Source organism: Pseudomonas paralactis (assembly GCF_001439735.1).
Lineage (GTDB): Bacteria > Pseudomonadota > Gammaproteobacteria > Pseudomonadales > Pseudomonadaceae > Aquipseudomonas > Aquipseudomonas paralactis.
Genome location: NZ_JYLN01000002.1, coordinates 583,120 through 607,994, shown reverse-complemented (window position 1 = coordinate 607,994; position 24,875 = coordinate 583,120). Strand labels below are relative to the sequence as shown.

Genomic DNA, 24,875 nt, shown 5'->3' with positions numbered 1-24,875 from the left:
CGTTTATGGCGCGGCGGGGCAGCCTTTGAGTGACGTGCCGATGGTTTGATTGATCAGTGCGGCGAACCGCTTGAGGTTGTTCTGATGCGCCACCACCAGATCGTCGATGCTCGGCCCCGCCGGTGATTGCAAAGTGCTGCGGCAGGTCAGTGCCGGGCGGTCGCCGTTGATCTGCCGCAGGCGCCAGCGTACATCGAGCAGCGCGTACTGCCCTGGGACCGAGTCAAAGCGCTGCACTTCAAGGCGCAGGGCCACTGCGTGGCGCGGATCGCTATTGGCCAATTGATCAACCAAAGCGCTCTTGAGTTCGTCAGCGAGGCTGGCGGCCCACCACTGGGTTTCCAGAATCGCCAGCCCGCTGTCACCCTGGCGCACCACGATCTGCGCGCGGTCGACCTGTGGCGGCACGCTGAGGCTTTCAATCCGTACACCACCGGCATCTGCGCCTGTGCTGTTGCTGGCGTGCGACGGAGTCAGGGTGTGGAAGGCGATGGGGTCACTGCGACAGGCCGCGAGCAACAGCATCGTGGTCAACAGGGTGATCTTCAACGGCGACGTCATGGCGGCTCCAATGGTCATTTGCGGGGTGGCCCTTGCAGGTCGTTCGGCGCAGCGTTATCGGGACGACCGCGAATCAGCGACTCTGGATGCCGGCCCAGGTAATCGGAAAGCTCGCGCAAGGAACGCGACATGCGTGCCAGTTCATCCAGGGTCTGGGTCAGTTGTTCACGCTGGGGTGAGTCTTCGGCCAGGGTTGAGCTGGCCGATTGCAGGGTCTTGCTCACGTCGGCCAGTGTCGTCTGCACACCCGGCAGCGTCTTGGCGTTGAATTGCGCCAGGCCCTTGCGCAGTTCGACAAGGCTGGCGTCCAGGTTGCCGGCAATCCGCTCGACCGGCAGTTGGCTGAGCTTGTTGACGATACCTTCGAACTTCTCTTGCAGTTGTTCCAGGTTGCCCGGGATGGTGGGGATGCCCACAGGGCGCTGGTTTGGATCGAACGCCACTTTCTCGGCTTTGGGGTAGAAGTCCAGAGCGATGTACAACTGGCCGGTCAAAAGGTTACCGCTGCGGGCCTGGGCGCGCAGGCCGTTTTCGATGAAGCTGCCGATCAGGCGCACGCCGGCCGCCTCATCGTCAGGGTTATTGTGCATGGCCTTGAGCAACTTGGTGTGCGCCTCGCCGAGCAGTTGCGGGTAGATCACGATGCCGACATTGACCGGGAAGCTGCGTTTCTTCGCATCGAAATCCAGATTGATCGATACCACCTTGCCGAACTCGACACCGAGGAACTCCACCGGTGCGTCGACTTTCAGCCCGCGCAGGGCCTGATCAAAGCGCAGGACCATGTATTGCCCCTTGCCATTGGGTGGGGCGAGGGCGCTTTGCTGGTCTTCGAACAGTTCAAAGCCGCGGTTCTCTTCTGCCGGCTTGTCGTTGGGATTGTAGGGTGGGGCCTGGAAGGAGATTCCGCCCATCAGCATGGACGACACCGATTCGGTCTTCAGTGCAAAGCCATTGGCACCGACGCTCAGATCGACCCCGCTGGCATTCCAGAACCGGGTGTTTTCGGTGACGTACCCATCATTGGGCGCGTGAATAAAGACTTCGACGTTCACGCCCTTGCCTTCGCTGTCCAGCTCGTATGCCACCACCTGGCCGACCGGGATTTTGCGGTAATAGACCGGCGAACCGATGTCCAGGGAACCCAACGTTTGCGTGTGCAGAGTGAAGCGCTTGCCAGGCTCGCCATAGGTGATGGGGGGCGGGTTTTCCAGGCCGGTGAAATGTTTGGCGCGGTTTTCGGACTGGCCGATATCGGCGCCGATGTAGTCGCCGGACAACAGCGTGTCGATACCGGATACGCCGCCTGCGCCGATGCGTGGGCGCACGACCCAGAATTTCGAATCTTCACGGGTGAAGCTTTCGGCCTGCTTGGACAGCTCGATGGTGGCGTTGACACTTTTTTGGTCATCGCTCAAGGCCACGGCGGTCACTTGGCCGATCACCACGTTGCGGTACTTGACCTCGGTCTTGTTGGCGACCAGCCCACTCCCGGTCTTGAAGTTGAGGACGATGGTGGGCCCTTGCTGAAGCACGCTGTGGACCACCAGCGAAATACCGACCAGCACGGCGACAATCGGCACGATCCAAACCAGCGAGACACTGAAGCGACGCGTCTTGATCATGGGTTGCCCCGCAGGGGTGTCAGCCTTGGATGCGCTCATCCGAGGTCTCCTCGTTAGGTGGGTTTTCCCAGATTAGCCGGGGATCAAAACTCATGGCCGCGAGCATGGTAAATACCACCACCAAGCCAAAAAACAGAATGCCCAGGCGCGGTTCGATCGTGCCCAGGGCTTGAAACTTCACCAGCGCGGCCACCAGTGCAACCACGATGACATCCAGCATCGACCAATAGCCGATCAGCTCGATAAACCGAAACAGCTTCGAGCGTTCCCTGCGCGCCCACTGGCTGTTGCGCTGCACGGTGATCAGCAGCAGCCCCAGTGACAAGAACTTGATGCCCGGCACGGCAATGCTGGCGATGAAAATGATCAGTGCAATGTCCCAGGCGCCATGCTGCCAGAACTCCAGCACGCCGCTCATGATGGTGCTGTCTGCGCCGGAGCCGAGCATGGTGGTATTCATCACCGGCAGTAAATTGGCCGGTACGTAAAAGGCGAGGGCGGTCAGCATGTAGGCCCAGGTGCGCGTCAGGGATTGAGTTTTGCGCCGGTGCAAAGGCGCGCCGCAGCGCTCGCATTCGGTGGGCTCCAGGCGCATGTCGCAGGCCTGGCCGCAGGTATGGCACAGGCACAGGTTGAGCTCGCGGGCGGTGGGCGGTGAATTCATACGGTGTCCCAGAGGTCGCGGACATCGCGTCCGGCAATACGGATCAGCAACAGGCTGAGGGCGGCCAAGGCAAACAGGCCGGTGCCGGGGATCACATCCAGCATACCCGCCAGCTTGAACACGGCGACCATGGCGCCCAGCAGGCAGACTTCCAGCATACTCCAGGGCCTGAGCGCTTCCAGCCAGCGCATGCACAGCTTGAATGCCGGCGAGCGCCTGCCGGCCAGGGCGAAACTCAGCACCCAGATCAGCAACAGCAGCTGAAACACCGGCGCGATAATGATGGAAATCGCCGCCACCAGTGCAATGAACGTGATCGGCCCCAGGCTCAGCGCCACCACCGAATCCCACAGCGTCGCGCTGTTTTTCAAGCCTTGCAGGCTGATACTCATCACTGGATAAAAGTTGGCAAAGGTCCACAGCACTGCGGCGGTCACCGTCAGGGCGAGGCGTTGTTGCACCGACAGGCCGTTGTAGCGCTGCAGCACGCCAGAGCAACGCACACACAGGGCTTTTTGATGTTTGGCGAGCGTGACTTTCTCGTACACGCAGTCGCAGTGCTCGCAGATGATCTGTTGATTCACCAAAGGTGTTGCTCCAAATGCGACTGACTGCAGCGGTGGACTTAATGGCGCTTGTGTAGCTTAGCAGCGGATATACCGCGCAATCGACTCCTTCCAGAGCAGGGGCAAGCTACACCATACTGCACTTGGAACGCGCCATAGAGCTTGCAGGACACCCATGACTATCGAAAAACAACCGTTGATTCGCGAAACCTTCCCCGTCGGCCCGTTGCAGTGCAACTGCACCATCATTGGCGACCCGATCACTAAAAAAGCCATCGTAGTCGACCCCGGCGGCAACCACGAGTTGATCCTGGCGCGTCTTGATGCGTTGGGTCTGAAGGTGGTGAGCATTATCCATACCCATGCTCACCTGGATCACTTTCTGGCTTCCGGCCAATTGAAGGAAAAGACCGGCGCCACGCTGCACCTGCACAAGGACGATCAATTTCTGTGGGACAACCTGGAAATGCAATGCCAGATGTTTCGCGTGCCCTATGTGCCGGTGCCGTCGCCGGATCGCTGGCTGGAACACGATGAAGAGTTGGCTTGTGGGTGCGGCGTAGCCTTGCACACTCCAGGGCATACGCCGGGCTCGATGAGCTTCTGGTTTGCCGATGCCAAGCTGCTGATTGCCGGTGACACCTTGTTCCGGCGTGGCGTGGGGCGTACGGATTTGTGGGGCGGCGACCAGGCGACGATCGTGCGGTCGATCAAGCAGCGCTTGTATACGTTGGACGAAGGCGCGACGGTGGTAACCGGGCATGGGCCTGATACGTTGCTGGGGGATGAGATGCGCGAGAATCCTTTCGTGCGTGCGTGATCGGGTCTTTCAGTCAGGACTGTGGCGCGGGAGCAAGCTCCCTCGCCACAGACACACACCGACACAGGCCCGAGCCAAAGACAGCTATGCTTTACGCACCCCACCACGGAATTTTTGCCGTTTGTCGCGTTCCAAACTCGGCACAGGTCCATTGCCAATGTCCTCTGCATCACAGAATGCAAAAGTAGGAGCTTCCTTCATGTTCACTTCGCGTCGTCTGCTTGTTGTCGCTACCGCCGTAGCCCTGTTGTCCGGCTGCGCCTCACCTAATCCTTATGACGGCAGCCAGGGACAGGCCGGCAATGGTTCCGAAAGCGGTATGAGCAAGACCGCCAAGTACGGCGGCCTCGGTGCGCTGGCCGGTGCATTGGCCGGTGCGGCCATCGACCATAACAACCGTGGCAAGGGTGCGCTGATTGGCGCCGTCGTTGCGGGTGCCGGTGCGGCAGGCTATGGCTACTACGCCGACCAGCAAGAGAAAAAGCTGCGTGAGAGCATGGCCAATACCGGGGTAGAGGTGCAGCGCCAGGGTGACCAGATCAAGCTGATCATGCCGGGTAATATCACCTTCGCCACCAACTCGGACGCGATCTCCAGCAGCTTCTACCAGCCGCTGAACAACCTGGCCAGCTCCCTCAAGCAGTTCAACCAGAACACCATCCAGATCGTCGGCTACACCGACAGCACCGGCAGCCGCCAGTTGAACATGGACCTGTCCCAGCGTCGTGCGCAGAGCGTGGCTAACTATCTGACGTCCCAAGGCGTCAATGGTGCCAACCTGAGCGCGCGCGGTGCCGGCCCGGATAACCCGATTGCCAGCAACGGCGATGTGAATGGCCGTGCCCAGAACCGTCGCGTTGAGGTCAACCTCGGTCCGATCCCAGGCCAGCAGTACGGCCAGCCTGGTCAGCAACAACAGGCGCCACAGCAGAACAATCAGTTCCAGGGCAACCCGTACCAGCAATACCAGTAAACGCTGGCTACTAAAAAGGGCGCCGTGCAGTCAATGCACGGCGCCCTTTTTTGTGGCTGTTGGTCTAGGGGGCGTTCTCAATCGATGTATTCGAACACCTTTACAATTTTCTGCACGCCGGACACGCCCTGCACCAGGTTGGCGGCGCGGGTGGCTTCGGCCTGGGTCAGCAGGCCCATCATGTAGACGATGCCGTTATCGGTCACGATCTTGATCCGCGAGCCCGGAACCGCGCTGTCGGTGAGCATCTGCGCCTTGATCTTGGTGGTCAGCAGCGCATCGTTGCTGATGGCCAGCAGGGTGATCGGGTCCATGACCTGCAGTTCGTTGTGGACCTTCTTGACGCGCTGCACGCCCGCAGCGGCTTGTTCAGCCTGGGCCTTGAGGTCGGCGCGCGGGGTTTGCCCTGCCAGCAGGACGACGCCGTTGAAGCTGGTGACCACGATGCGCGAGGCGCCGTTGCCCAGGTCTGTGGCGGCCTTGGCGACGTTGACCTTGACCTTGGTTTCGATCAGCGAATCATCGATGGTGCTGCCGAAGGTGCGTGTGCCCCGGTCGTCCTGGATGGGGGTGTCCCGTGTAGCGGTGATAGCCGAGCTGCAGCCGCTGATGGCGACGCACAGCGTGATGGCCAAAAGACTGAGGCGATTAACGGTCATTCTTCACTCCCGAACAGTTGGCTGTCGATCAGATCGCACAGGCAGTGGATCGCCAGCAGATGAACTTCTTGGATACGTGCAGTGACATTGGCCGGGACGCGAATCTCCACGTCCTCAGGCAGCAGCAGCGAAGCCATGCCGCCACCGTCGCGACCGGTCAAGGCTACGACAATCATTTCGCGATCATGTGCGGCCTGGATCGCTTGAATAATATTCGCCGAGTTGCCGCTGGTGGAAATCGCCAGCAACACATCGCCCGGCTGGCCGAGGGCGCGGATCTGCTTGGAGAAGATTTCGTTGTAGCTGTAGTCGTTGGCAATCGAAGTGATTGTCGACGAGTCGGTGGTCAAGGCAATGGCCGGCAGGCTCGGACGTTCGCGCTCGAAGCGGTTGAGCAGCTCGGAAGAGAAATGCTGGGCATCACCAGCCGAACCCCCGTTGCCGCACGAAAGCATTTTGCCTTCGTTGAGCAAGGCGTTGACCATGACCTGACTGGCTTGCTCGATGTGCGGTGCAAGTACGTCCATCGCCTGTTGCTTGGTGTCGATGCTGGCCTGGAAAAGCTGGCGAATTCGGGATTGCATGTCCATCTGTGTGACCTTAAGTAGCGCGGCTGTTTGGCACAGGTAATGTGCAGCCCGCAATGCAAAGAGCAAAAATGTGTGGTGAAGGTGCCGGGTGCGTCAGCTGTCGAAGGCGTCTTTGAGCCAGTTCAGATCAGCAGGACCCGACGGTGTGCTTTCTATGGCGACCACATCGAAACGGCAGGGGCTGTCAGCCCAGCGATGCTCTTTTAGCAGAAAAAACTGCGCGGCGAGTATCAGTTTCTGACGTTTGCGCCCGTCGATACTGGCGAGCGCGCCACCCCATTGTGCGTGTTTTCTGTAGCGGACTTCGACGAATACTACTGTATCGCCGTCAAGCATGACCAGATCAAGCTCGCCGCGTTTACATAACCAGTTCTGCGCCAGAAGGCGCAGACCCTGTTGTTGCAGATATTTCAGCGCTTGAAGTTCGGCATCCTTGCCGCTTTGTGTGCTGGACCGCTCGGGCATCAGCGTGGGGTATCGGGCAGGCGCTGGATGGCGCCGCCAACGAACTTCGCCCATGGCATCTGGCGATCAACGCGCTGGTTGGCGCTGATGCCCAGATTGCCCGAGAGGCCGTCGACACGGGTGTCGGGCAGTGCCTTGAGTTGGCCCAGGCGTGGTGCCAGGCGGTAGGCGTCGACGCCCATCGCGTACAGACGGCCCAGGCTGCCATTGGCTTGCGGCCATTGCGCGGCGACCTGGTTGCGCAGCGGGTCGGTGGTGTCCAGCAGCCAAGGGGTTTCGCAGAACATCACGTTGGTCATGTCCAGGTACTGGTTGCGGTCGCCGCTGGCGCTGAAGACATGGGACGTGGCGTAGACCGGCACATCGCCGGCGTACTGGAAGTTCAGGGTGGGCTTGATCTGCTGGGCCAGTTGCGGGGTGACGGCCAGGAAGATGAACTCAATGTCCTGGCGACGTGAAGGCTGGGCGGCAACGTCGGTGCCGACCGTGCTTTGCAGGCTCTTGGCGCGACCTTCGCTTTTACGCAACTGGAACAGGTCGGCGATCTGCTGGGCCAGTGCCACAGGCTGATCGACATACTCGACGCCCATCACAGTGCCGCCATTGGCTTCCCAATCCTGGCGGAAGGCCTTGTAGACACGCTCGCCCCATTCGCCACGGGGCACCATGGCAGCGGCGCGATGCAGGCCGTCGGCACGGGCGCGGCGCGACACTTCACGGGCTTCGTCTTCAGCCGCCAGGCCGAATTGGAACAGTTGCGCCGGGGCTTGATCGGTCTCGCTGTAATTGAGTGCCAGGGTGGTGATCGGCAATTGCGGGCGTGCGCTGAGTTGTTTGACCAGGGGCTTTTCCAGCGGGCCTACCACCAGTTGCACGCCGGCGGCCTGGGTCTTGGCGTAAAAATCATCAAGAGAGCTCAGGCGCGAGCTGTCGTAGAACTCAATGACCGGCGCCTTCTGCCCGGCCTGTTCGGCCTGGTAGTGAGCCGCCATGAAACCTTCACGCAGCGCCTTGCCGACCGAAGCCAGCGGGCCCTCCTGCGGGAGCAGCACTGCAATCTTGTTCAGGGGCTGGCTGGCCAGCTCCTTGAGTTTGGTCAATGGCGTCGGCAGTTGCACCGCTGCCGGGTGGCCCGGGTTCTGCGCGCGCCAGGTATCGATGGCAGCCTGTTGTTGCTCCAGGGTGCCGGCGCCCTTGACTGCCTGGGCCAGGGTCACCCAGCCATCGAGTGTCGGGTTGCCGCTGGCTTGCAGCTGTTCGGCCGGCAGCGCGGCAATCAGTACCCAGATGGCTTCATGATTGCTTGCGGCGGCGTCACCTGTGAGCAGCGGTGCCATGGCAACCCGCTCGCGAGCGGCGGCCAGGGTCTGGCCGTCTGCTTCATAAGCGCGGGCGTGCACGGTGCCGGTGCGGATCTGTTGGTCTGCCGGCAGCTCCTTCAGGCTTTGCAGGCTGGGATGGTTCAGCGCCGCCAATGCCGCCTTGGGCTGGTTGCGTGTCATCGCCAGTTCGGCGGCCAGGGTGCTGGCAAATATCTGCGCGGCGGGCTTGAGAGCATCCAGGGGCACCTGCGCAAGAATCTGCGACGAGCGGCCGGGGTTGTTTTGCCGGTAGGCCAGGTCTGCCGCACTCAGGCGCAGCATGGCAGCCTTTTCTGGCGTGTTGGCGTTCGTCGCCTGTTCGAGCAGTTGCTCGATACTGGCATCCGGAGTCCGTGGCAGGTCGCCAAGGCTGGACGAGGGCGAGCTGGCACAAGCAGCCAGCAAGGCAGCGAGGCAGAGGGCGGAGAGCAGCCGCAGGCAAGCGATCATGTAAGTGTTCCTGATACCGATCAAATTAGCGTGGAAGTGTACCCAAGCACTGGCCCAGGCGCGATGTTAGTGGCGTTAAACCGTGGATTTAGGTCGTGTAAATGTTGCGATTGGCAAAGGCTGGCTGAAACGGCATCCACCGTGATGGCATATTTTCAAGGCGTCTACGCGCTACAATGTGGCTTTTGCCAACCATCGAGGTGTGCGTTTTGACTGCTCCAGGTCCATTGAATTCCACTGCTGGCTCGCTTTTTGTGGTGGCGACGCCCATTGGCAACCTGGACGACATCAGTGCCCGGGCGCTGAAGGTGTTGCGCGAGGTTAAATTGATCGCGGCGGAAGACACGCGGCACTCCCAACGATTGATGCAGCATTTTGGTATCAGCACGCCACTGGCAGCGTGCCATGAGCACAATGAGCGCGAAGAAGGCAGCCGTTTCATCACCCGCTTGCTGGCCGGTGACGATGTAGCGCTGATCTCCGATGCGGGGACGCCGTTGATTTCCGATCCGGGATACCACCTGGTCCGCCAGGCACGCGCCGCTGGTATCAATGTAGTGCCTGTTCCGGGAGCGTGCGCGCTGATTGCCGCATTATCTGCCGCAGGCTTGCCGTCGGACCGTTTTATTTTTGAAGGTTTCCTGCCGGCCAAGGCAGTAGGGCGTCGCGCACGCCTTCAGGCCCTGAAGGAAGAGCCACGCACCCTGATCTTCTACGAAGCTCCGCACCGCATCCTTGAATGCCTGCAGGATATGGAACTGGTGTTCGGCGGCGAGCGCCTGGCCTTGCTGGCCCGGGAGTTGACCAAGACCTTCGAAACCCTCAAGGGGCTGCCGCTGGAGGCGTTGCGGGCGTTTGTCGAGGGCGACAGCAATCAGCAGCGCGGCGAATGTGTGGTGCTGGTGGCCGGCTGGACTGCGCCGGAGAATGAAGATGCTGTGGGCAGTGAAGCCATGCGCGTCCTTGATTTGTTGCTCAAGGAGATGCCGCTAAAGCGTGCTGCGGCCCTTGCCGCAGAAATTACCGGCGTGCGCAAAAACGTGTTGTATCAAGTGGCGCTCGATAAACAGAAGGCCGAATAGTTCCGGGGTCAAACCTGTATTTCGTCCGAACATGATGGCACTGCTGCACTTTAATACTTGTCCTCAGACCCTCGTGCCGTTAACCTGCGCGGCGGAGAGTCGATTGGACAGTCGCTGCCCTCTATGAAAATTAGGGGGGGGAGGAAAGTCCGGGCTCCATAGGGCGAAGTGCCAGGTAATGCCTGGGAGGCGTGAGCCTACGGAAAGTGCCACAGAAAATAACCGCCTAAGCACTTCGGTGCCGGTAAGGGTGAAAAGGTGCGGTAAGAGCGCACCGCGCGACTGGCAACAGTTCGTGGCTAGGTAAACCCCACTTGGAGCAAGACCAAATAGGGTCCCAAGGCGTGGCCCGCGCTGGGACCGGGTAGGTTGCTAAAGATGTCCAGTGATGGCCATCGTAGACGAATGACTGTTCAAGACAGAACCCGGCTTACAGATCGACTCTCCACCTTTTTTCCTTGCGTTCGAATCTCGTGCGCAAACCCGGTAGTAACGCAAGAATCCCTCCCTGCCAAATCATTGGCAGATGCGTCTTCGTAATACCAAAAAAATCTTACTCTTAATAAATTACTTTAACTTTAAGTCGTAGCTCCATGAGCTATTTGCCGTTGTTGAGTCAAAAACATCGTCAAACTCTCGTTTCTCCTCCTTTTACCTTCCTAAATCTCCGTTCTGTAAGGCTTTTCCTTGAATACGCGCCTTGACGGTGTGGTGGGCGCATTCCTATAGTGTGCGCAAGTGGCGGAAAGTGGCACAAAGTGGGTTTTTTGAACGTAAAACGCTAAAATTTGGAGAAACGCATCTGTGTTTCGCGGAGCTAACGCTATCAGTCTCGATGCAAAAGGCCGTCTCGCCATGCCGAGCCGGTATCGTGACGAGCTCATTTCGCGAAGTTCAGGGCAGTTAATCATCACGATTGACGCCGTTGATCCATGTTTGTGTGTTTACCCGCTCGATGAGTGGGAGTTGATTGAAACCAAGTTGCGCGCGCTGCCTTCATTGCGTGAAGAAAACCGCCGCCTCCAGCGTTTGCTGATCGGCAATGCCGTCGACCTTGAACTCGATGGCAGCGGTCGTTTCCTGGTGCCGCCGCGTCTGCGCGAGTACGCCAAGCTCGACAAGCGCGCAATGCTGGTAGGCCAACTGAACAAGTTCCAATTGTGGGACGAAGATGCCTGGGACGCTGTTTCTGCAGCAGACCTGGCTGCTATTCAACAACCGGGCGCCATGCCTGATGAACTGCGTGATTTGATCCTGTGACTATAGATAGCGGCTTTAACCACATCACCGTACTGCTTGACGAAGCCGTTGAGGCTCTCGCCGTACGCGCGGATGGCTGCTATCTGGATGGCACCTTCGGCAGGGGCGGGCACAGTCGTTTGATACTCAGCCGGCTCGGGCCCGACGGTAAGCTCCTCGGGTTCGATAAGGACCCTCAAGCGATTGCCACCGGGCAAGCGCTAGCGGCCGAAGACGGCCGCTTTGTCGTTGTGCAGCGCAGCTTTGCCGAGTTGGGTGCCGAAGTTGCCGAGCGCGGCATGGCGGGCAAGGTGGCCGGGGTTTTGCTCGACCTGGGCGTGTCTTCGCCGCAGCTTGATGACCCGGAGCGCGGCTTCAGCTTCATGAACGACGGCCCACTGGACATGCGCATGGACCCCACTCGTGGTGTCAGCGCTGCCCAGTTCATTGCCACCGCACCGGTGGAAGAAATCGCCCGCGTATTCAAGGAATACGGCGAAGAACGCTTCGCAGGCCGCATGGCGCGTGCCGTGGTCGAGCGTCGGGAAATCCAGCCGTTCGAGCGTACCGCCGACCTGGCCGAAGTGTTGAAGGTCGCTAACCCTGCGTGGGAAAAGGGCAAGAACCCGGCGACCCGCGCGTTCCAGGGCCTGCGCATTCACGTCAACAACGAATTGGGCGATCTGGAAGCTGGCCTTGAAGCCGCTCTGGATGCTTTGGAAGTGGGCGGTCGCCTGGTGGTGATCAGCTTCCACTCTCTGGAAGACCGCATCGTCAAGCTGTTCATGCGTCGTCTGGTCAAGGGCGAGTCCGACAACCTGCCGCGCAACCTGCCGGTACGTTTCGAAGCCTTTGTGCCGAAAATCAAAATCCATGGCAAAGCGCAGTTCGCTTCCGAAGCCGAGCTCAAGGCCAACCCACGTTCCCGTAGCGCCGTCATGCGCGTCGCGGAGAAGTTGCGGTGAGCAAGCTTTTCGCCAAGCCCCTGCCGGGCGGCAGCTTCTTTATGTTGCTGCTGTTTGTCGGCGTGCTGGTGTCCGCGATTGCGGTGTCCTACAGCGCCCACTGGAATCGTCAGTTGCTCAATACCCTGTATGGGGAGTTGAGCGTGCGTGACAAGGCGCAGGCGGAGTGGGGCCGGTTGATCCTCGAACAAAGTACCTGGACAGCCCACAGCCGTATTGAAGTGCTGGCCACCGAGCAGTTGAAGATGCACATTCCGGGCGCGGCCGAAGTCCGTATGGTGGCGCCATGATGAAGCTCGAAGGCGCACTCTACCCGTGGCGCTTCCGCCTGATGCTCGGCTTGCTGGCATTGATGGTGGGCGCGATCGTCTGGCGCATCTTCGACTTGCAGGTGGTCGATCGCGACTTCCTGATCGGCCAGGGTGACGCCCGCAGCCTGCGGCATATTCCCATTCCTGCGCACCGCGGCCTGATCACCGACCGTAATGGCGAGCCCCTGGCTGTCAGTACCCCGGTAACCACGCTGTGGGCCAACGCCAAAGAGCTTCAAGTTGCCAAGGACAAGTGGCCTGAGCTGGCCGCCGCCCTAGGCCAGGACCGCAAGGCGCTGACCGAGCGCCTTGAAGCCCAGGCCAACAAGGAATTCATCTATCTGGTTCGTGGGCTCACCCCGGAACAAGGCCAGCAGGTGCTTGACCTTAAAATCCCCGGTGTCTACGGCATCGAGGAGTTTCGTCGTTTCTACCCGGCCGGTGAAACCACCGCGCACATGGTCGGCTTTACCGATATCGATGACCATGGTCGCGAAGGTGTCGAGCTGGCCTACGACGAATGGCTGGCCGGCGTTCCCGGCAAGCGGCAGGTCATCAAGGATCGGCGCGGCAGGCTGATCAAGGATGTCCAGGTCACCAAAAACGCCAAGGCCGGCAAGCCTCTGGCGTTATCGATCGATTTGCGCCTGCAATACCTGGCCAACCGCGAACTGCGTAACGCAATCATCGAGAACGGCGCCAAGGCCGGCAGCCTGGTGATCATGGACGTGAAGACCGGCGAGATCCTCGCCATGGTCAACCAGCCGACCTACAACCCGAACAACCGTCGCAACCTGCAGCCGGCGATGATGCGTAACCGCGCAATGATCGACGTGTTCGAGCCGGGTTCGACCATGAAAGCCATCTCCATGAGCGCTGCCCTGGAAACCGGTCGCTGGAAACCCAGCGACAAGGTCGAGGTTTACCCAGGCACCTTGCAGTTGGGCAAATACACCATTCGTGACGTGTCCCGTACCGAAGGTCCGGTGCTGGATTTGACAGGCATCCTGATCAACTCCAGTAACGTGGGCATGAGTAAGGTTGCCTTCGACATTGGCGGCGAGACGATCTATCACCTGGCGCAAAAAATCGGCCTGGGGCAACCCACCGGCCTTGATTTCCCGGGTGAGCGCGTGGGCAACCTGCCGAACTACCGCGAGTGGAGGAAGGCCGAGACTGCCACGCTGTCCTACGGCTACGGCCTGTCGGTGACTGCGATCCAGTTGGCCCACGCTTTCTCGGTACTGGCCAATAACGGACGCATGGTGCCGCTGAGCCTGATCCATGTGGACGAGCCGCCGAAAGCCAACCAGGTCATCCCGGAAAAAGTCGCCAAGACCATGCAAGGCATGCTGCAGCAAGTGATCGAAGCACCCCGCGGCGTGTTCCGCGCCCAGGTGCCGGCTTATCACGTTGCAGGCAAGTCCGGTACGGCGCGTAAGACCTCGGTGGGCACCAAGGGCTATGCCGAAAACTCCTACCGTTCGCTGTTCGCCGGCTTCGGCCCGATGAGCGATCCGCGCTACGCCATCGTCGTGGTGATCGACGAACCGAGTAAAGCCGGCTACTTCGGTGGCCTGGTCTCGGCGCCGGTGTTCAGCAAAGTGATGTCCGGCACCCTGCGCCTGATGAACATCACGCCGGACAACCTGCCGCCGACTCAACAAGCCAACGCAGGGCCGCCGGCCGCCGTTGTCAAAGCCAATGGAGGGCGCGGCTGATGTCTCTGAGCCTCAATAAGATTTTTGCCCATGCCGGCCGCGATCTGCTGATTCGCGAGCTGAGCCTGGACAGCCGCAACGTACGCGCCGGTGACCTGTTCCTGGCGGTGCCTGGCGGCAAGTTCGATGGGCGTGCCCATATCGCAGACGCCCTGCAGCGCGGCGCGGCGGCTGTGGCCTATGAAGTGGAAGGCGCCACTGTGCTGCCGATCACCGACGTGCCGTTGATTCCGGTCAAGGGCCTGGCTGCACAGCTTTCCGACATCGCCGGGCGTTTTTACGGCGACCCGAGCCGTCAGCTCAACCTGATCGGCGTGACCGGCACCAATGGCAAGACCAGCGTGACCCAATTGGTCGCCCAGGCCCTTGACCTGTTGGGCCAGCACTGCGGCATTGTCGGCACCCTCGGCACCGGCTTTTATGGCGCGCTGCAAAGCGGCCTGCATACCACGCCCAATCCAATTGCCGTGCAAGCGACCCTGGCCGACCTGAAAAAGGCCGGTGCCAAGGCAGTTGCCATGGAAGTCTCCTCACACGGCCTGGATCAAGGGCGAGTGGCTGCCCTGGCTTTTGACGTAGCGGTGATGACCAACCTGTCCCGCGATCATCTTGACTACCACGGCACCATGGAGGCGTACGCCGCCGCCAAGGCCAAGCTGTTTGCCTGGAATGATCTTAAGTGCCGGGTAATCAACCTCGATGACGCATTTGGCCGTCAACTGGCTGGCGAAGAAAGCGAAGCACGCTTGATCAGCTATAGCCTGAACGATTCCAGTGCCTACCTGTATTGCCGCGAAGCCCAGTTCAATGACGAAGGCGTACGCGCCACGCTGGTCACGCCCCAGGGTGAACACCACTTGCGCAGTACCTTGCTCGGTCGCTTCAACCTGAGCAACGTCCTCGCCGCCATCGGCGCATTGCTGGGTCTGGATTACGCCCTGGATGAAATTCTGCGCGTACTGCCCAAGCTGGAAGGTCCGGCTGGCCGTATGCAACGCCTGGGTGGCGGCAAGCAGCCGCTGGTGGTGGTCGATTACGCCCATACTCCGGACGCCCTGGAAAAAGTCCTCGAAGCGCTGCGCCCACATGCCAAGGGCAAATTGCTGTGCCTGTTCGGTTGCGGCGGTGATCGCGATCGCGGCAAGCGTCCATTGATGGCTGAGATCGTCGAGCGTTTGGCCGACGGCGTACTTGTCACCGACGACAACCCGCGCAGCGAAGACCCAAACCAGATTTTCGATGACATCCGTGCCGGCTTCAAAGATGCCTCCAAGGCCACCTTCGTTGCCGGTCGCGGCGCCGCCATTGCCCAACTGATTGCCAGCGCCAGCGCTGACGACGTGGTGGTGCTGGCGGGCAAGGGCCACGAGGACTACCAGGAAATCAACGGCGAGCGTCATGCCTTCTCCGATCTGGTCGAGGCCGATCACGCCTTGACTGCCTGGGAGGTCGCCCATGCTTAAAGTCATGAAGTTCAGCGAACTCACCCTGGCCTTGTCGGCCCGTGTCGTGTCCAGCGATTGCACCTTCAACGGCGTCAGCATCGACAGTCGCAACATTCAGCCTGGGCAGTTGTTTGTCGCCTTGGCAGGACCGCGCTTCGATGGTCACGATTACCTGAACGAAGTCGCCGCCAAAGGTGCCGTCGGTGCCTTGGTGCAGCGTGAAGTGGCCGACTCCACCTTGCCGCAATTGCTGGTTGCCGATACCCGCCTGGCCCTGGGCCAACTGGGCGCGCTCAACCGCGCTGCTTTTGACAAACCGGTGGCGGCCATTACCGGCTCCAGCGGCAAGACCACGGTCAAGGAACTGCTTGCCGGAGTCCTGCGTACGCGCGGACCGGTGCTTGCGACCCGTGGCAACCTCAACAATGATTTCGGCGCACCGCTGACCCTGCTCGAACTGGCTCCGGAACACACGGCCGCCGTGATCGAACTGGGTGCTTCGCGCATTGGCGAAATCGCCTACACCGTGGCGCTGACCAAGCCTCACGTTGCCATTATCAATAATGCCGGTACCGCCCATGTCGGCGAGTTCGGCGGGCCGGACAAAATCGTCGAAGCCAAGGGCGAAATCCTTGAAGGCCTCGATGCCTCAGGCACCGCTGTGCTGAACCTGGACGACAAGGCTTTCGAGACCTGGCGTGTACGCGCTGCCGGGCGCAAGGTGCTGACGTTTGCGGTGCTCAATGCAGCGGCCGACTTCCATGCCTCAAACATTACCGTCGACGCCCGCGGTTGCCCGTCCTTCACCTTGCATACCCCGCAAGGCAGCGAACACGTGCAGTTGAACCTGCTGGGCAACCATAACGTCGCCAACGCCCTGGCCGCCGCCGCCGCTGCCCATGCCCTGGGTGTGTCGCTGTTCGGTATTGCCACCGGCCTGGGCGCGGTGCAGCCGGTCAAGGGTCGCACCGTGGCGCAATTGGCCGGCAACGGCATGCGTGTGATTGATGACACCTACAACGCCAACCCGTCCTCCATCAATGCCGCCGTGGACCTGCTCAAGGGCTTTGATGGGCGCAAGGTGCTGGTGCTGGGCGATATCGGCGAATTGGGCGATTGGGCTGAACAAGGCCACCGTGAAGTCGGTGCCTATGCCGCCGCTAAGGTGGATGCGCTCTACGCAGTCGGCACGAACATGATTCATGCGGTCAACGCCTTCGGCCCCGGTGCGCGGCATTTCGCGACGCAGGCTGAACTGATCCAGGCGCTGACGGCGTCTGAACACGACAAACACACAACCATTTTGATCAAGGGATCGCGCAGCGCGGTGATGGAAAACGTCGTCGCAGCCTTGTGTGGCTCAAGTACGGAGAAACATTAATGCTGCTGCTGCTGGCTGAGTATCTGCAACAGTTCCACAAAGGCTTCGCGGTCTTCCAGTACCTGACCCTGCGCGGGATCCTGGGTATTCTGACCGCGCTGTCTTTGTCACTGTTCCTGGGGCCGTGGATGATCCGCACCCTGCAGAACCTGCAAATTGGTCAATCGGTTCGTAACGACGGCCCGCAGTCGCACCTGTCCAAGTCCGGCACGCCGACCATGGGTGGTGCGCTGATCCTGTCGTCCATCGGCGTCAGCACCTTGCTCTGGGCCGACCTGCATAACCGCTACGTGTGGGTGGTGCTGCTGGTAACCCTGCTGTTCGGTGCCATCGGCTGGGTGGATGACTACCGCAAAGTCATCGAGAAAAATTCCAAGGGGCTGCCAAGCCGCTGGAAGTATTTCTGGCAGTCGGTGTTCGGCCTCGCTGCGGCGATTTTCCTCTATACAACTGCCCCGAGCGCAGTCGAGACCACCTTGATCATCCCGATGCTCAAGGACGTGAGCATTCCACTGGGTGTCGGCTTCGTGGTGCTGACCTATTTCGTGATCGTCGGCTCCAGCAACGCGGTGAACCTGACCGACGGCCTCGATGGCCTGGCGATCATGCCGACCGTGATGGTGGGCGGCGCACTCGGCATCTTCTGCTACCTGTCGGGTAACGTGAAATTCGCTGAGTACCTGCTGATTCCTTATGTACCGGGTGCCGGTGAGCTGATCGTGTTCTGCGGCGCGCTGATTGGTGCCGGCCTTGGGTTCCTGTGGTTCAACACCTACCCGGCACAAGTCTTCATGGGTGACGTCGGCGCGCTGGCGCTGGGCGCTGCCCTGGGCACCATCGCGGTGATCGTTCGCCAGGAAATCGTGCTGTTCATCATGGGCGGTGTGTTCGTGATGGAAACCCTGTCGGTGGTCATCCAGGTGGCGTCCTTCAAATTGACCGGGCGTCGTGTGTTCCGCATGGCGCCGATTCACCACCACTTTGAACTCAAGGGCTGGCCTGAGCCACGCGTGATTGTCCGCTTCTGGATCATCACCGTGATTCTGGTACTGGTCGGCCTTGCCACCCTGAAACTGAGGTAGAAACGAGTGTCCCTGATCGCTTCAGACCACTTCCGCATCGTTGTCGGCCTCGGCAAGAGCGGCATGTCCCTGGTTCGCTTCCTGGCGAACCGGGGCACGTCGTTTGCTGTGGCCGATACGCGGGAAAATCCACCGGAGCTGGTCACGCTGCGCCGTGACTACCCGCACGTGGAAGTGCGTTGTGGCGAGCTGGATGTCGAGTTTCTGTGCCGTGCCGATGAGCTCTACGTGAGCCCCGGCCTGGCCCTGGCGACGCCCGCCCTGCAAGCCGCTGCGGCCCGCGGCGTGAAGCTGTCCGGCGATATCGACCTGTTCGCGCGCAACGCGAAGGCGCCGATCGTGGCCATCAGCGGTTCCAACGCCAAGAGCACCGTTACCACCCTGGTGGGTGAGATGGCAGCGGCGGCGGGCAAGCGTGTGGCTGTCGGCGGCAATCTTGGCGTGCCGGCCCTGGACCTGCTCAGCGACGACGTCGAGCTGTACGTGATGGAATTGTCGAGCTTCCAGTTGGAAACCACCCACGACCTGGGCGCCGAAGTGGCGACGGTACTGAACGTCAGCGAAGACCATATGGACCGCTACAGCGGCCTGCCGGCTTATCACCTGGCCAAGCACCGGATTTTCCGTGGCGCCAGGCAATTTGTCGTCAACCGTCAGGATGCCCTGAGCCGTCCGCTGATGGGCGAGGGCATGCCCTGCTGGACGTTCGGCCTGGGCAAACCGGACTTCAAAGGCTTCGGCATTCGTGAAGAGAACGGCGAGAAATACCTGGCGTTCGAATTCCAGAACCTGATGCCGGTACGCGAACTGAAGATCCGTGGCGCACACAACCAGTCCAATGCCCTGGCGGCCTTGGCGCTCGGTCACGCGGTTGGCCTGCCATTCGACGCCATGCTCGCCAGCCTGCGCACCTTTGCCGGGCTTGAGCATCGCTGCCAGTGGGTGCGCGACCTCAATGGCGTCAGCTATTACAACGACTCCAAAGCCACCAACGTCGGTGCGGCCCTGGCGGCCATCGAAGGCCTGGGTGCCGATATCGACGGCAAGCTGGTGCTGATCGCCGGTGGTGATGGCAAGGGTGCCGACTTCAAGGACCTTAAAGCGCCAGTGGCCGCCCATTGCCGCGCCGTGGTGCTGATGGGCCGCGATTCAGACCTGATCGCCGCCGCCCTCGGTGACGCTGTACCGCAAGTACGTGCGACTTCGCTGGATGACGCCATTGCCCACTGCAAAGCCCTGGCCCAGCCGGGTGATGCGGTGCTGCTGTCGCCGGCCTGCGCCAGTTTCGACATGTTCAAGAATTACGAAGAGCGCGGTCAGCTGTTCGCCCGCGCCGTGGAGGCTTTGGCATGAGCCTCAACCTGAAAAACATCATCAAGCCGTACCCGTCGCCGATCATTACCGGGCGCGGCATCGACCTCGATTTCCCGATGCTCGCCGGTTGCCTGGCGCTGCTCGGCCTGGGCCTGGTGATGATCACTTCGGCGTCCTCCGAAGTGGCTGCCGTGCAGTCGGGCAACACGCTGTACATGATGATCCGCCACCTGGTGTACCTGGTGATCGGCCTGGGCGCCTGCATCGTCACCATGATGATTCCGATTGCTACCTGGCAGCGTCTGGGCTGGTTGATGCTGATCGGTGCGTTCGGCTTGCTGGTCATGGTGATCGTGCCCGGCATTGGCCGCGAGGTGAACGGTTCGATGCGCTGGATCGGTTTCGGCGCCTTCAACGTACAGCCCTCGGAAATCGCCAAAGTATTCGTGGTGATTTACCTGGCCGGTTACCTGGTGCGCCGTCAGAAAGAAGTGCGCGAAAGCTGGATGGGGTTCTTCAAACCTTTCATCGTGCTGCTGCCCATGGCCGGACTGTTGTTGATGGAGCCTGACTTCGGCGCCACCGTAGTTATGATGGGCGCTGCGGCGGCCATGCTGTTTCTCGGCGGCGTCGGGCTGTTCCGCTTCACCTTGATGGTGGTGCTGGCCGTCGCGGCGGTGACCATTCTGGTGCAGGCGCAACCCTACCGGATGGCCCGTCTGATTACCTTTACCGACCCCTGGTCCGACCAGTTCGGTTCCGGCTACCAGTTGACCCAGGCGCTGATTGCCTTCGGTCGCGGCGAGTGGCTGGGCGTGGGTCTGGGCAATAGCGTGCAGAAGCAGTTCTACCTGCCCGAAGCCCACACCGACTTCGTGTTCTCGGTGCTCGCCGAAGAGCTGGGTGTCGTGGGTTCGCTGTGCACTGTCGGCCTGTTCGTATTCGTCTGTGTACGCGCCATGTACATCGGGCTGTGGGCCGAGAAAGCCAAGCAGTTCTTCGCCGCCTATGTTGCTTACGGGCTGGCCTTCCTGTGGATCGGCCAGTTCCTGATCAACATCGGCGTGAACGTCGGTCTGTTGCCGACCAAGGGCCTGACCTTGCCATTCCTCAGTTACGGTGGCAGTTCGTTGGTGATCTGCTGCGCCTGTCTTGGCTTGTTGCTGCGTATCGAGTGGGAGAGTCGAACCCACTTGGGCAGCGAAGAGATGGAGTTCAGCGAAAGCGACTTCGCCGAGGAGCCTACTCATGGGCGCTAACGTGCTGATCATGGCGGGCGGCACCGGGGGCCATGTGTTCCCGGCCCTGGCCTGCGCCCGTGAATTCCAGAACCGTGGCTACACCGTGCACTGGCTGGGTACGCCCCGTGGCATCGAAAACGAATTGGTGCCCAATGCCGGTTTGCCCCTGCATTTGATCAACGTCACCGGGTTGCGCGGCAAGAGCAAGTTGTCATTGCTAAAGGCGCCGTTCGTGTTGCTCAAGGCGGTCATGCAGGCGCGCAAGATCATTCGCGAGTTGAAGCCGGTGTGTGTGCTCGGCTTCGGCGGTTATGTGACCGGCCCCGGCGGCGTCGCGGCGAAACTCGCGGGCGTGCCGGTGATCGTTCACGAACAGAACGCCGTCGCCGGTACTGCCAACCGCCTGCTGGTGCCATTGGCTGCGCGTGTGTGTGAAGCCTTCCCGAAAACCTTCGCCGCCTCCGACAAGCTTCGCACCACCGGTAACCCGGTGCGTACCGAACTGTTCATGGCCATTGCGCGTGACGCGCTGACGGGGCGCAAGGCGCACCTGCTGATCCTGGGCGGAAGCCTGGGCGCCGAGCCACTGAATAAATTGCTGCCTGAAGCCGTTGCGCAACTTCCTGAGGATGTGCGCCCGGAGATCTTCCACCAGGCCGGCAAAAACCACGATGAAGTCACCGCCGCACGTTATCGCGAGGCCGGTGTAGAGGCGAACGTACAGCCTTTCATCAAAGACATGGCCCAAGCCTATGGCTGGGCCGACCTGGTGGTCTGCCGCGCTGGTGCGCTGACCGTCAGTGAACTGGCGGCCGCCGGTCTGCCGTCCTTGCTGGTGCCTTTGCCCCATGCCATCGACGATCACCAGACCCGCAACGCCGAATATTTGGCCGGGGAGGGCGCTGCCTTCCTGCTGCCGCAAAGAACGACTGGCGCCGCCGATTTGGCCGCACGCCTGACCGAGGTTTTGATGCAACCGGAACGACTCAACAGCATGGCGAGCACCGCAAGCCGCCTGGCCAAACCTGACGCAACCCGCACCGTGGTCGATATCTGCCTGGAGGTGGCCCATGGTTGAGAATCAGAAAGCCATGCCGCAACCCGAGATGCGCCGCATCCGTCGCATTCATTTCGTCGGTATCGGCGGCGTGGGCATGTGCGGCATCGCCGAAGTACTGCTGAACCTGGGCTACCAGGTGTCCGGCTCGGACTTGAAAGAGTCGCCGGTCACTGAGCGCTTGAAGTCCTTTGGCGCGCAGATCTTTATCGGTCACCGTGCCGAGAACGCCGCCGAGGCCGACGTGCTGGTGGTGTCCAGCGCCGTGAACACCTCCAACCCGGAAGTGGCCACTGCCCTTGAGCGCCGAATTCCGGTGGTGCCGCGTGCCGAGATGCTCGCCGAGCTGATGCGCTATCGCCACGGCATCGCCGTCGCCGGTACCCATGGCAAGACCACCACCACCAGCCTGATCGCCTCGGTGTTCGCCGCCGGTGGCCTGGACCCGACCTTCGTCATCGGTGGCCGCCTGAATGCAGCCGGTACCAATGCGCAGCTGGGCACCAGCCGCTACCTGATCGCCGAAGCCGATGAAAGCGATGCAAGCTTCCTGCACCTGCAGCCGCTGGTCGCCGTCGTCACCAACATCGACGAAGACCATATGGCGACCTACGACGGTGACTTCAACAAATTGAAGAAAACCTTCGTCGACTTCCTGCACAACCTGCCGTTCTACGGGTTGGCGGTGGTGTGCCTGGACGACCCGGTGGTGCGCGAAATCCTGCCGCAGGTCAAGCGCCCCACCGTGACCTACGGCTTCAGCGAAGACGCCGACGTGCGCGCAATCAATGTCCGCCAGGAAGGCATGCAAACCTTCTTCACTGTGCTGCGTCCCGACCGCGAGCCGCTGGATGTCTCGGTGAACATGCCGGGCAACCACAACGTGCTGAACTCCCTGGCCACCATCTGCATCGCCACCGATGAGGGCGTCAGCGATGAAGCCATCGTCGAGGGGCTGTCGCGCTTTGCCGGTGTAGGCCGTCGCTTTCAGGTCTACGGCCAACTGCCGGTTGATGGCGGTGACGTGATGCTGGTGGACGACTACGGTCACCACCCGACCGAAGTTGCGGCTGTGATCAAGGCCGTGCGCGGTGGCTGGCCGGAGCGTCGTCTGGTGATGGTTTACCAGCCGCACCGCTACAGCCGTACGCGTGATCTGTACGACGATTTCGTCAATGTACTGGCCGATGCCAACGTGCTGTTGCTGATGGAAGTCTACCCGGCCGGTGAAGAGCCGATCCCGGGCGCTGACAGCCGCAAGCTGTGCAACAGCATTCGCCAGCGCGGCCAACTGGACCCGATCTACATCGAGCGTGGCGTGGACCTGGCGCCTATCGTCAAGCCGCTGCTGCGCGCTGGCGACATCCTGCTGTGCCAGGGGGCCGGTGATATCGGTGGCCTTGCGCCCAAGTTGCTGGCCAGCCCGCTGTTTGCAGCGGCTGCAAAGGGAGTGTCGAAATGATCACTGACTACGCCTCTCTGTTTTCCACGGTTGCGCCAGCCGACTTCGGTCGCGTCGCCGTACTGTTCGGCGGCAAGAGCGCTGAGCGCGAAGTGTCGCTCAAGTCCGGCAATGCCGTGCTCCAGGCGCTGCAAAGCGCCGGTGTGAACGCGTTCGGTATCGATGTCGGCGATGATTTCCTCGCCCGTCTGCAGGCCGAGAAAATCGACCGCGCCTTCATCATTCTTCATGGCCGTGGCGGTGAAGACGGCAGCATGCAAGGCCTGCTCGAATGCGCCGGCATCCCCTACACCGGTAGCGGTATCCTCGCTTCCGCACTGGCGATGGACAAATTGCGCACCAAGCAGGTGTGGCACAGCCTGGGTATTCCGACCCCGCGTCACGCCGTACTGTGCAGCGAAGACGATTGTATTTCTGCGGCCAAGGAACTGGGCCTGCCTTTGATCGTCAAACCAGCCCATGAAGGCTCCAGTATCGGCATGGCTAAAGTGAACTCGGCCGCCGAATTGATCGACGCATGGAAAGCGGCAAGTACCTACGATTCGCAAGTGTTGGTGGAACAGTGGATTTCCGGTCCCGAGTACACCATCGCCACCCTGCGTGGCCAGGTATTGCCGCCCATCGCTTTGGGCACGCCCCACACTTTTTATGACTACGACGCCAAGTACCTGGCTTCTGATACCCAGTACCGGATCCCATGCGGCCTCGAAGCAAGCAAGGAACAAGAATTGATGGACCTCACGGCGAAAGCCTGTGAGGCGCTGGGTATCGCCGGTTGGGCGCGGGCAGACGTGATGCAGGATGACCAAGGGAATTTCTGGTTCCTTGAAGTCAACACCGCACCGGGGATGACCGATCACAGCCTGGTGCCGATGGCCGCTCGCGCAGCCGGCCTGGATTTCCAGCAGTTGGTGCTGGCGATTCTGGCGGCAAGTATCGAGTCACGAGGCTAAGACATGAAAGGCGCATCGCTTCGTCATCAGCCCCCACAAGCACCGAGCCGCAAGCCGGTGCCGCGGGGTGCCAGCCGCATGGTGGCCAAAGAGCCGATGTCGGCGCGCCTGCCCAAAGCCAACTTTGGTTTTCTAAAGGCGCTGTTCTGGCCGGTGTTGCTGGTGGTGCTGGGCTTTGGTACCTACGAAGGCGCACAACGCCTGTTGCCGTATGCCGACCGCCCGATCACCAAGATCAGCGTGCAGGGTGACTTGAGCTACATCAGCCAGCAGGCGGTACAGCAGCGTATTGGCCCGTACCTGGCCGCGAGCTTCTTTACCATCGACCTGGCCGGTATGCGCTCGGAGCTGGAACAGATGCCGTGGATCGCCCACGCCGAAGTGCGCCGCGTATGGCCCGACCAGGTCACGATCCGCCTGGAAGAACAACTGCCCGTGGCCCGTTGGGGCGATGAAGCGCTGTTGAACAACCAGGGCCAGGCGTTCACCCCGCGTGAACTGGCCAACTATGAGCACCTGCCGCAGCTGTTCGGGCCGCAGCGGGCGCAGCAGCAAGTGATGCAGCAGTACCAGGCCTTGAGCCAGATGCTGCGGCCACTGGGCTTCTCCATTGCACGCCTGGAACTGCGTGAACGGGGCAGCTGGTTTTTGACGACCGGGGCAGGCAGTTCCGGCCCGGGCATCGAGTTGTTGCTGGGACGCGACCGCTTGGTGGAAAAGATGCGCCGCTTTATTGCCATCTATGAAAAAACCCTGAAAGAACAGATTACGAACATTGCGAGCGTCGACCTGCGTTACGCCAACGGCCTGGCCGTCGGCTGGCGTACACCGGCCGCGCCCACGGCAGCACAACCCGCTGTCGCGAAGAATTAAGAAGAGGCAGGACCC

Annotated in this window: 24 protein-coding genes and 1 other RNA gene; 17 read left to right on the top strand and 8 right to left on the bottom strand. The window is 61.0% G+C overall.

What is annotated here, in order from left to right:
* Positions 1-3: 3 nt before the first annotated feature.
* From TX23_RS06925 to TX23_RS06910, 4 genes are read right to left on the bottom strand one after another with little or no spacing between them, the layout of a single operon-like run.
* Complete coding sequence (locus tag TX23_RS06925; RefSeq protein ID WP_057701566.1) at positions 4-561, bottom strand: PqiC family protein; 558 nt, start codon at positions 559-561, stop codon at positions 4-6.
* 14 nt (positions 562-575) lie between these two features.
* A complete protein-coding gene (locus tag TX23_RS06920; RefSeq protein ID WP_057701565.1) occupies positions 576-2,225 on the bottom strand; it encodes a PqiB family protein in 1,650 nt (549 codons plus the stop codon).
* On the bottom strand, positions 2,206-2,850 hold the full coding sequence (locus tag TX23_RS06915; protein WP_057701564.1) for a paraquat-inducible protein A: 645 nt from the start codon (positions 2,848-2,850) through the stop codon (positions 2,206-2,208). Before TX23_RS06915 ends, TX23_RS06920 begins: the two co-directional genes overlap by 20 nt.
* Positions 2,847-3,437, bottom strand: a complete 591-nt coding sequence (locus TX23_RS06910) for a paraquat-inducible protein A (RefSeq protein ID WP_057701563.1) — start codon at positions 3,435-3,437, stop codon at positions 2,847-2,849. Before TX23_RS06910 ends, TX23_RS06915 begins: the two co-directional genes overlap by 4 nt.
* 154 nt (positions 3,438-3,591) lie before the next feature.
* Here TX23_RS06910 and TX23_RS06905 point away from each other — a divergent pair, with 154 nt between their 5' ends.
* A complete protein-coding gene (locus TX23_RS06905) occupies positions 3,592-4,236 on the top strand; it encodes an MBL fold metallo-hydrolase (RefSeq protein WP_034126333.1) in 645 nt (214 codons plus the stop codon).
* 199 nt (positions 4,237-4,435) lie between these two features.
* A complete protein-coding gene (locus TX23_RS06900; RefSeq protein WP_057701562.1) occupies positions 4,436-5,209 on the top strand; it encodes an OmpA family protein in 774 nt (257 codons plus the stop codon).
* Between the two features lie 77 nt (positions 5,210-5,286).
* Here the strand turns inward: TX23_RS06900 and TX23_RS06895 are convergent, their stop codons facing one another.
* The 4 genes from TX23_RS06895 to TX23_RS06880 all read right to left on the bottom strand — a co-directional run bounded on the left by TX23_RS06895 (position 5,287) and on the right by TX23_RS06880 (position 8,734).
* Positions 5,287-5,868, bottom strand: a complete 582-nt coding sequence (locus TX23_RS06895; protein WP_003188655.1) for a BON domain-containing protein — start codon at positions 5,866-5,868, stop codon at positions 5,287-5,289.
* Positions 5,865-6,458: a phosphoheptose isomerase gene (locus TX23_RS06890; RefSeq protein ID WP_007904374.1), complete on the bottom strand. Its 594-nt coding sequence runs from the start codon at positions 6,456-6,458 to the stop codon at positions 5,865-5,867. Before TX23_RS06890 ends, TX23_RS06895 begins: the two co-directional genes overlap by 4 nt.
* 93 nt (positions 6,459-6,551) lie before the next feature.
* On the bottom strand, positions 6,552-6,923 hold the full coding sequence (locus tag TX23_RS06885) for a YraN family protein (RefSeq protein WP_057701561.1): 372 nt from the start codon (positions 6,921-6,923) through the stop codon (positions 6,552-6,554).
* Entirely contained in the window at positions 6,923-8,734 is a 1,812-nt protein-coding gene (locus TX23_RS06880) for a penicillin-binding protein activator (protein WP_057701560.1), read from the bottom strand. Before TX23_RS06880 ends, TX23_RS06885 begins: the two co-directional genes overlap by 1 nt.
* Positions 8,735-8,910: 176 nt before the next feature.
* On the opposite strand from TX23_RS06880, the gene rsmI reads away from it, so the two are divergent.
* The 15 genes from rsmI to TX23_RS06810 all read left to right on the top strand — a co-directional run bounded on the left by rsmI (position 8,911) and on the right by TX23_RS06810 (position 24,860).
* Positions 8,911-9,816 carry a 16S rRNA (cytidine(1402)-2'-O)-methyltransferase gene (rsmI, locus tag TX23_RS06875; RefSeq protein WP_087149482.1) on the top strand — a complete coding sequence of 302 codons (906 nt, stop codon included), beginning with the start codon at positions 8,911-8,913 and terminating at the stop codon, positions 9,814-9,816.
* A 95-nt stretch (positions 9,817-9,911) separates the two neighbouring features.
* An RNA gene (rnpB, locus tag TX23_RS08165) (RNase P RNA component class A) lies at positions 9,912-10,265 on the top strand.
* Positions 10,266-10,620: 355 nt separating this feature from the next.
* Positions 10,621-11,076, top strand: a complete 456-nt coding sequence (mraZ, locus tag TX23_RS06870) for a division/cell wall cluster transcriptional repressor MraZ (protein ID WP_003171868.1) — start codon at positions 10,621-10,623, stop codon at positions 11,074-11,076.
* Complete coding sequence (rsmH, locus tag TX23_RS06865; RefSeq protein WP_057701559.1) at positions 11,073-12,020, top strand: 16S rRNA (cytosine(1402)-N(4))-methyltransferase RsmH; 948 nt, start codon at positions 11,073-11,075, stop codon at positions 12,018-12,020. Before mraZ ends, rsmH begins: the two co-directional genes overlap by 4 nt.
* Positions 12,017-12,310: a cell division protein FtsL gene (gene ftsL / locus TX23_RS06860; protein ID WP_003188663.1), complete on the top strand. Its 294-nt coding sequence runs from the start codon at positions 12,017-12,019 to the stop codon at positions 12,308-12,310. Before rsmH ends, ftsL begins: the two co-directional genes overlap by 4 nt.
* Complete coding sequence (locus TX23_RS06855) at positions 12,310-14,052, top strand: peptidoglycan D,D-transpeptidase FtsI family protein (RefSeq protein ID WP_167346925.1); 1,743 nt, start codon at positions 12,310-12,312, stop codon at positions 14,050-14,052. Before ftsL ends, TX23_RS06855 begins: the two co-directional genes overlap by 1 nt.
* Positions 14,052-15,515 carry a UDP-N-acetylmuramoyl-L-alanyl-D-glutamate--2,6-diaminopimelate ligase gene (gene murE, locus TX23_RS06850; RefSeq protein WP_057701557.1) on the top strand — a complete coding sequence of 488 codons (1,464 nt, stop codon included), beginning with the start codon at positions 14,052-14,054 and terminating at the stop codon, positions 15,513-15,515. Before TX23_RS06855 ends, murE begins: the two co-directional genes overlap by 1 nt.
* The gene (locus tag TX23_RS06845; protein WP_057701556.1) at positions 15,508-16,878 is read left to right on the top strand and encodes a UDP-N-acetylmuramoyl-tripeptide--D-alanyl-D-alanine ligase; all 1,371 of its coding nucleotides are present in this window, start codon (positions 15,508-15,510) and stop codon (positions 16,876-16,878) included. Before murE ends, TX23_RS06845 begins: the two co-directional genes overlap by 8 nt.
* The gene (mraY, locus tag TX23_RS06840) at positions 16,878-17,960 is read left to right on the top strand and encodes a phospho-N-acetylmuramoyl-pentapeptide-transferase (protein WP_057701555.1); all 1,083 of its coding nucleotides are present in this window, start codon (positions 16,878-16,880) and stop codon (positions 17,958-17,960) included. The genes TX23_RS06845 and mraY overlap by 1 nt, the downstream gene beginning before the upstream one ends.
* 6 nt (positions 17,961-17,966) lie before the next feature.
* Positions 17,967-19,313, top strand: a complete 1,347-nt coding sequence (gene murD / locus TX23_RS06835) for a UDP-N-acetylmuramoyl-L-alanine--D-glutamate ligase (protein ID WP_057701554.1) — start codon at positions 17,967-17,969, stop codon at positions 19,311-19,313.
* Complete coding sequence (gene ftsW / locus TX23_RS06830; protein ID WP_005784942.1) at positions 19,310-20,533, top strand: putative lipid II flippase FtsW; 1,224 nt, start codon at positions 19,310-19,312, stop codon at positions 20,531-20,533. The genes murD and ftsW overlap by 4 nt, the downstream gene beginning before the upstream one ends.
* A complete protein-coding gene (gene murG, locus TX23_RS06825) occupies positions 20,523-21,593 on the top strand; it encodes an undecaprenyldiphospho-muramoylpentapeptide beta-N-acetylglucosaminyltransferase (protein WP_057701553.1) in 1,071 nt (356 codons plus the stop codon). The genes ftsW and murG overlap by 11 nt, the downstream gene beginning before the upstream one ends.
* A complete protein-coding gene (gene murC, locus TX23_RS06820) occupies positions 21,586-23,034 on the top strand; it encodes a UDP-N-acetylmuramate--L-alanine ligase (RefSeq protein WP_057701552.1) in 1,449 nt (482 codons plus the stop codon). Before murG ends, murC begins: the two co-directional genes overlap by 8 nt.
* Positions 23,031-23,987 (top strand): D-alanine--D-alanine ligase, encoded by a 957-nt coding sequence (locus TX23_RS06815; protein ID WP_057701551.1) that lies wholly within the window; start codon positions 23,031-23,033, stop codon positions 23,985-23,987. The genes murC and TX23_RS06815 overlap by 4 nt, the downstream gene beginning before the upstream one ends.
* A 3-nt stretch (positions 23,988-23,990) precedes the next feature.
* Positions 23,991-24,860 (top strand): cell division protein FtsQ/DivIB, encoded by an 870-nt coding sequence (locus TX23_RS06810; RefSeq protein WP_057701550.1) that lies wholly within the window; start codon positions 23,991-23,993, stop codon positions 24,858-24,860.
* Positions 24,861-24,875: the final 15 nt, after the last annotated feature.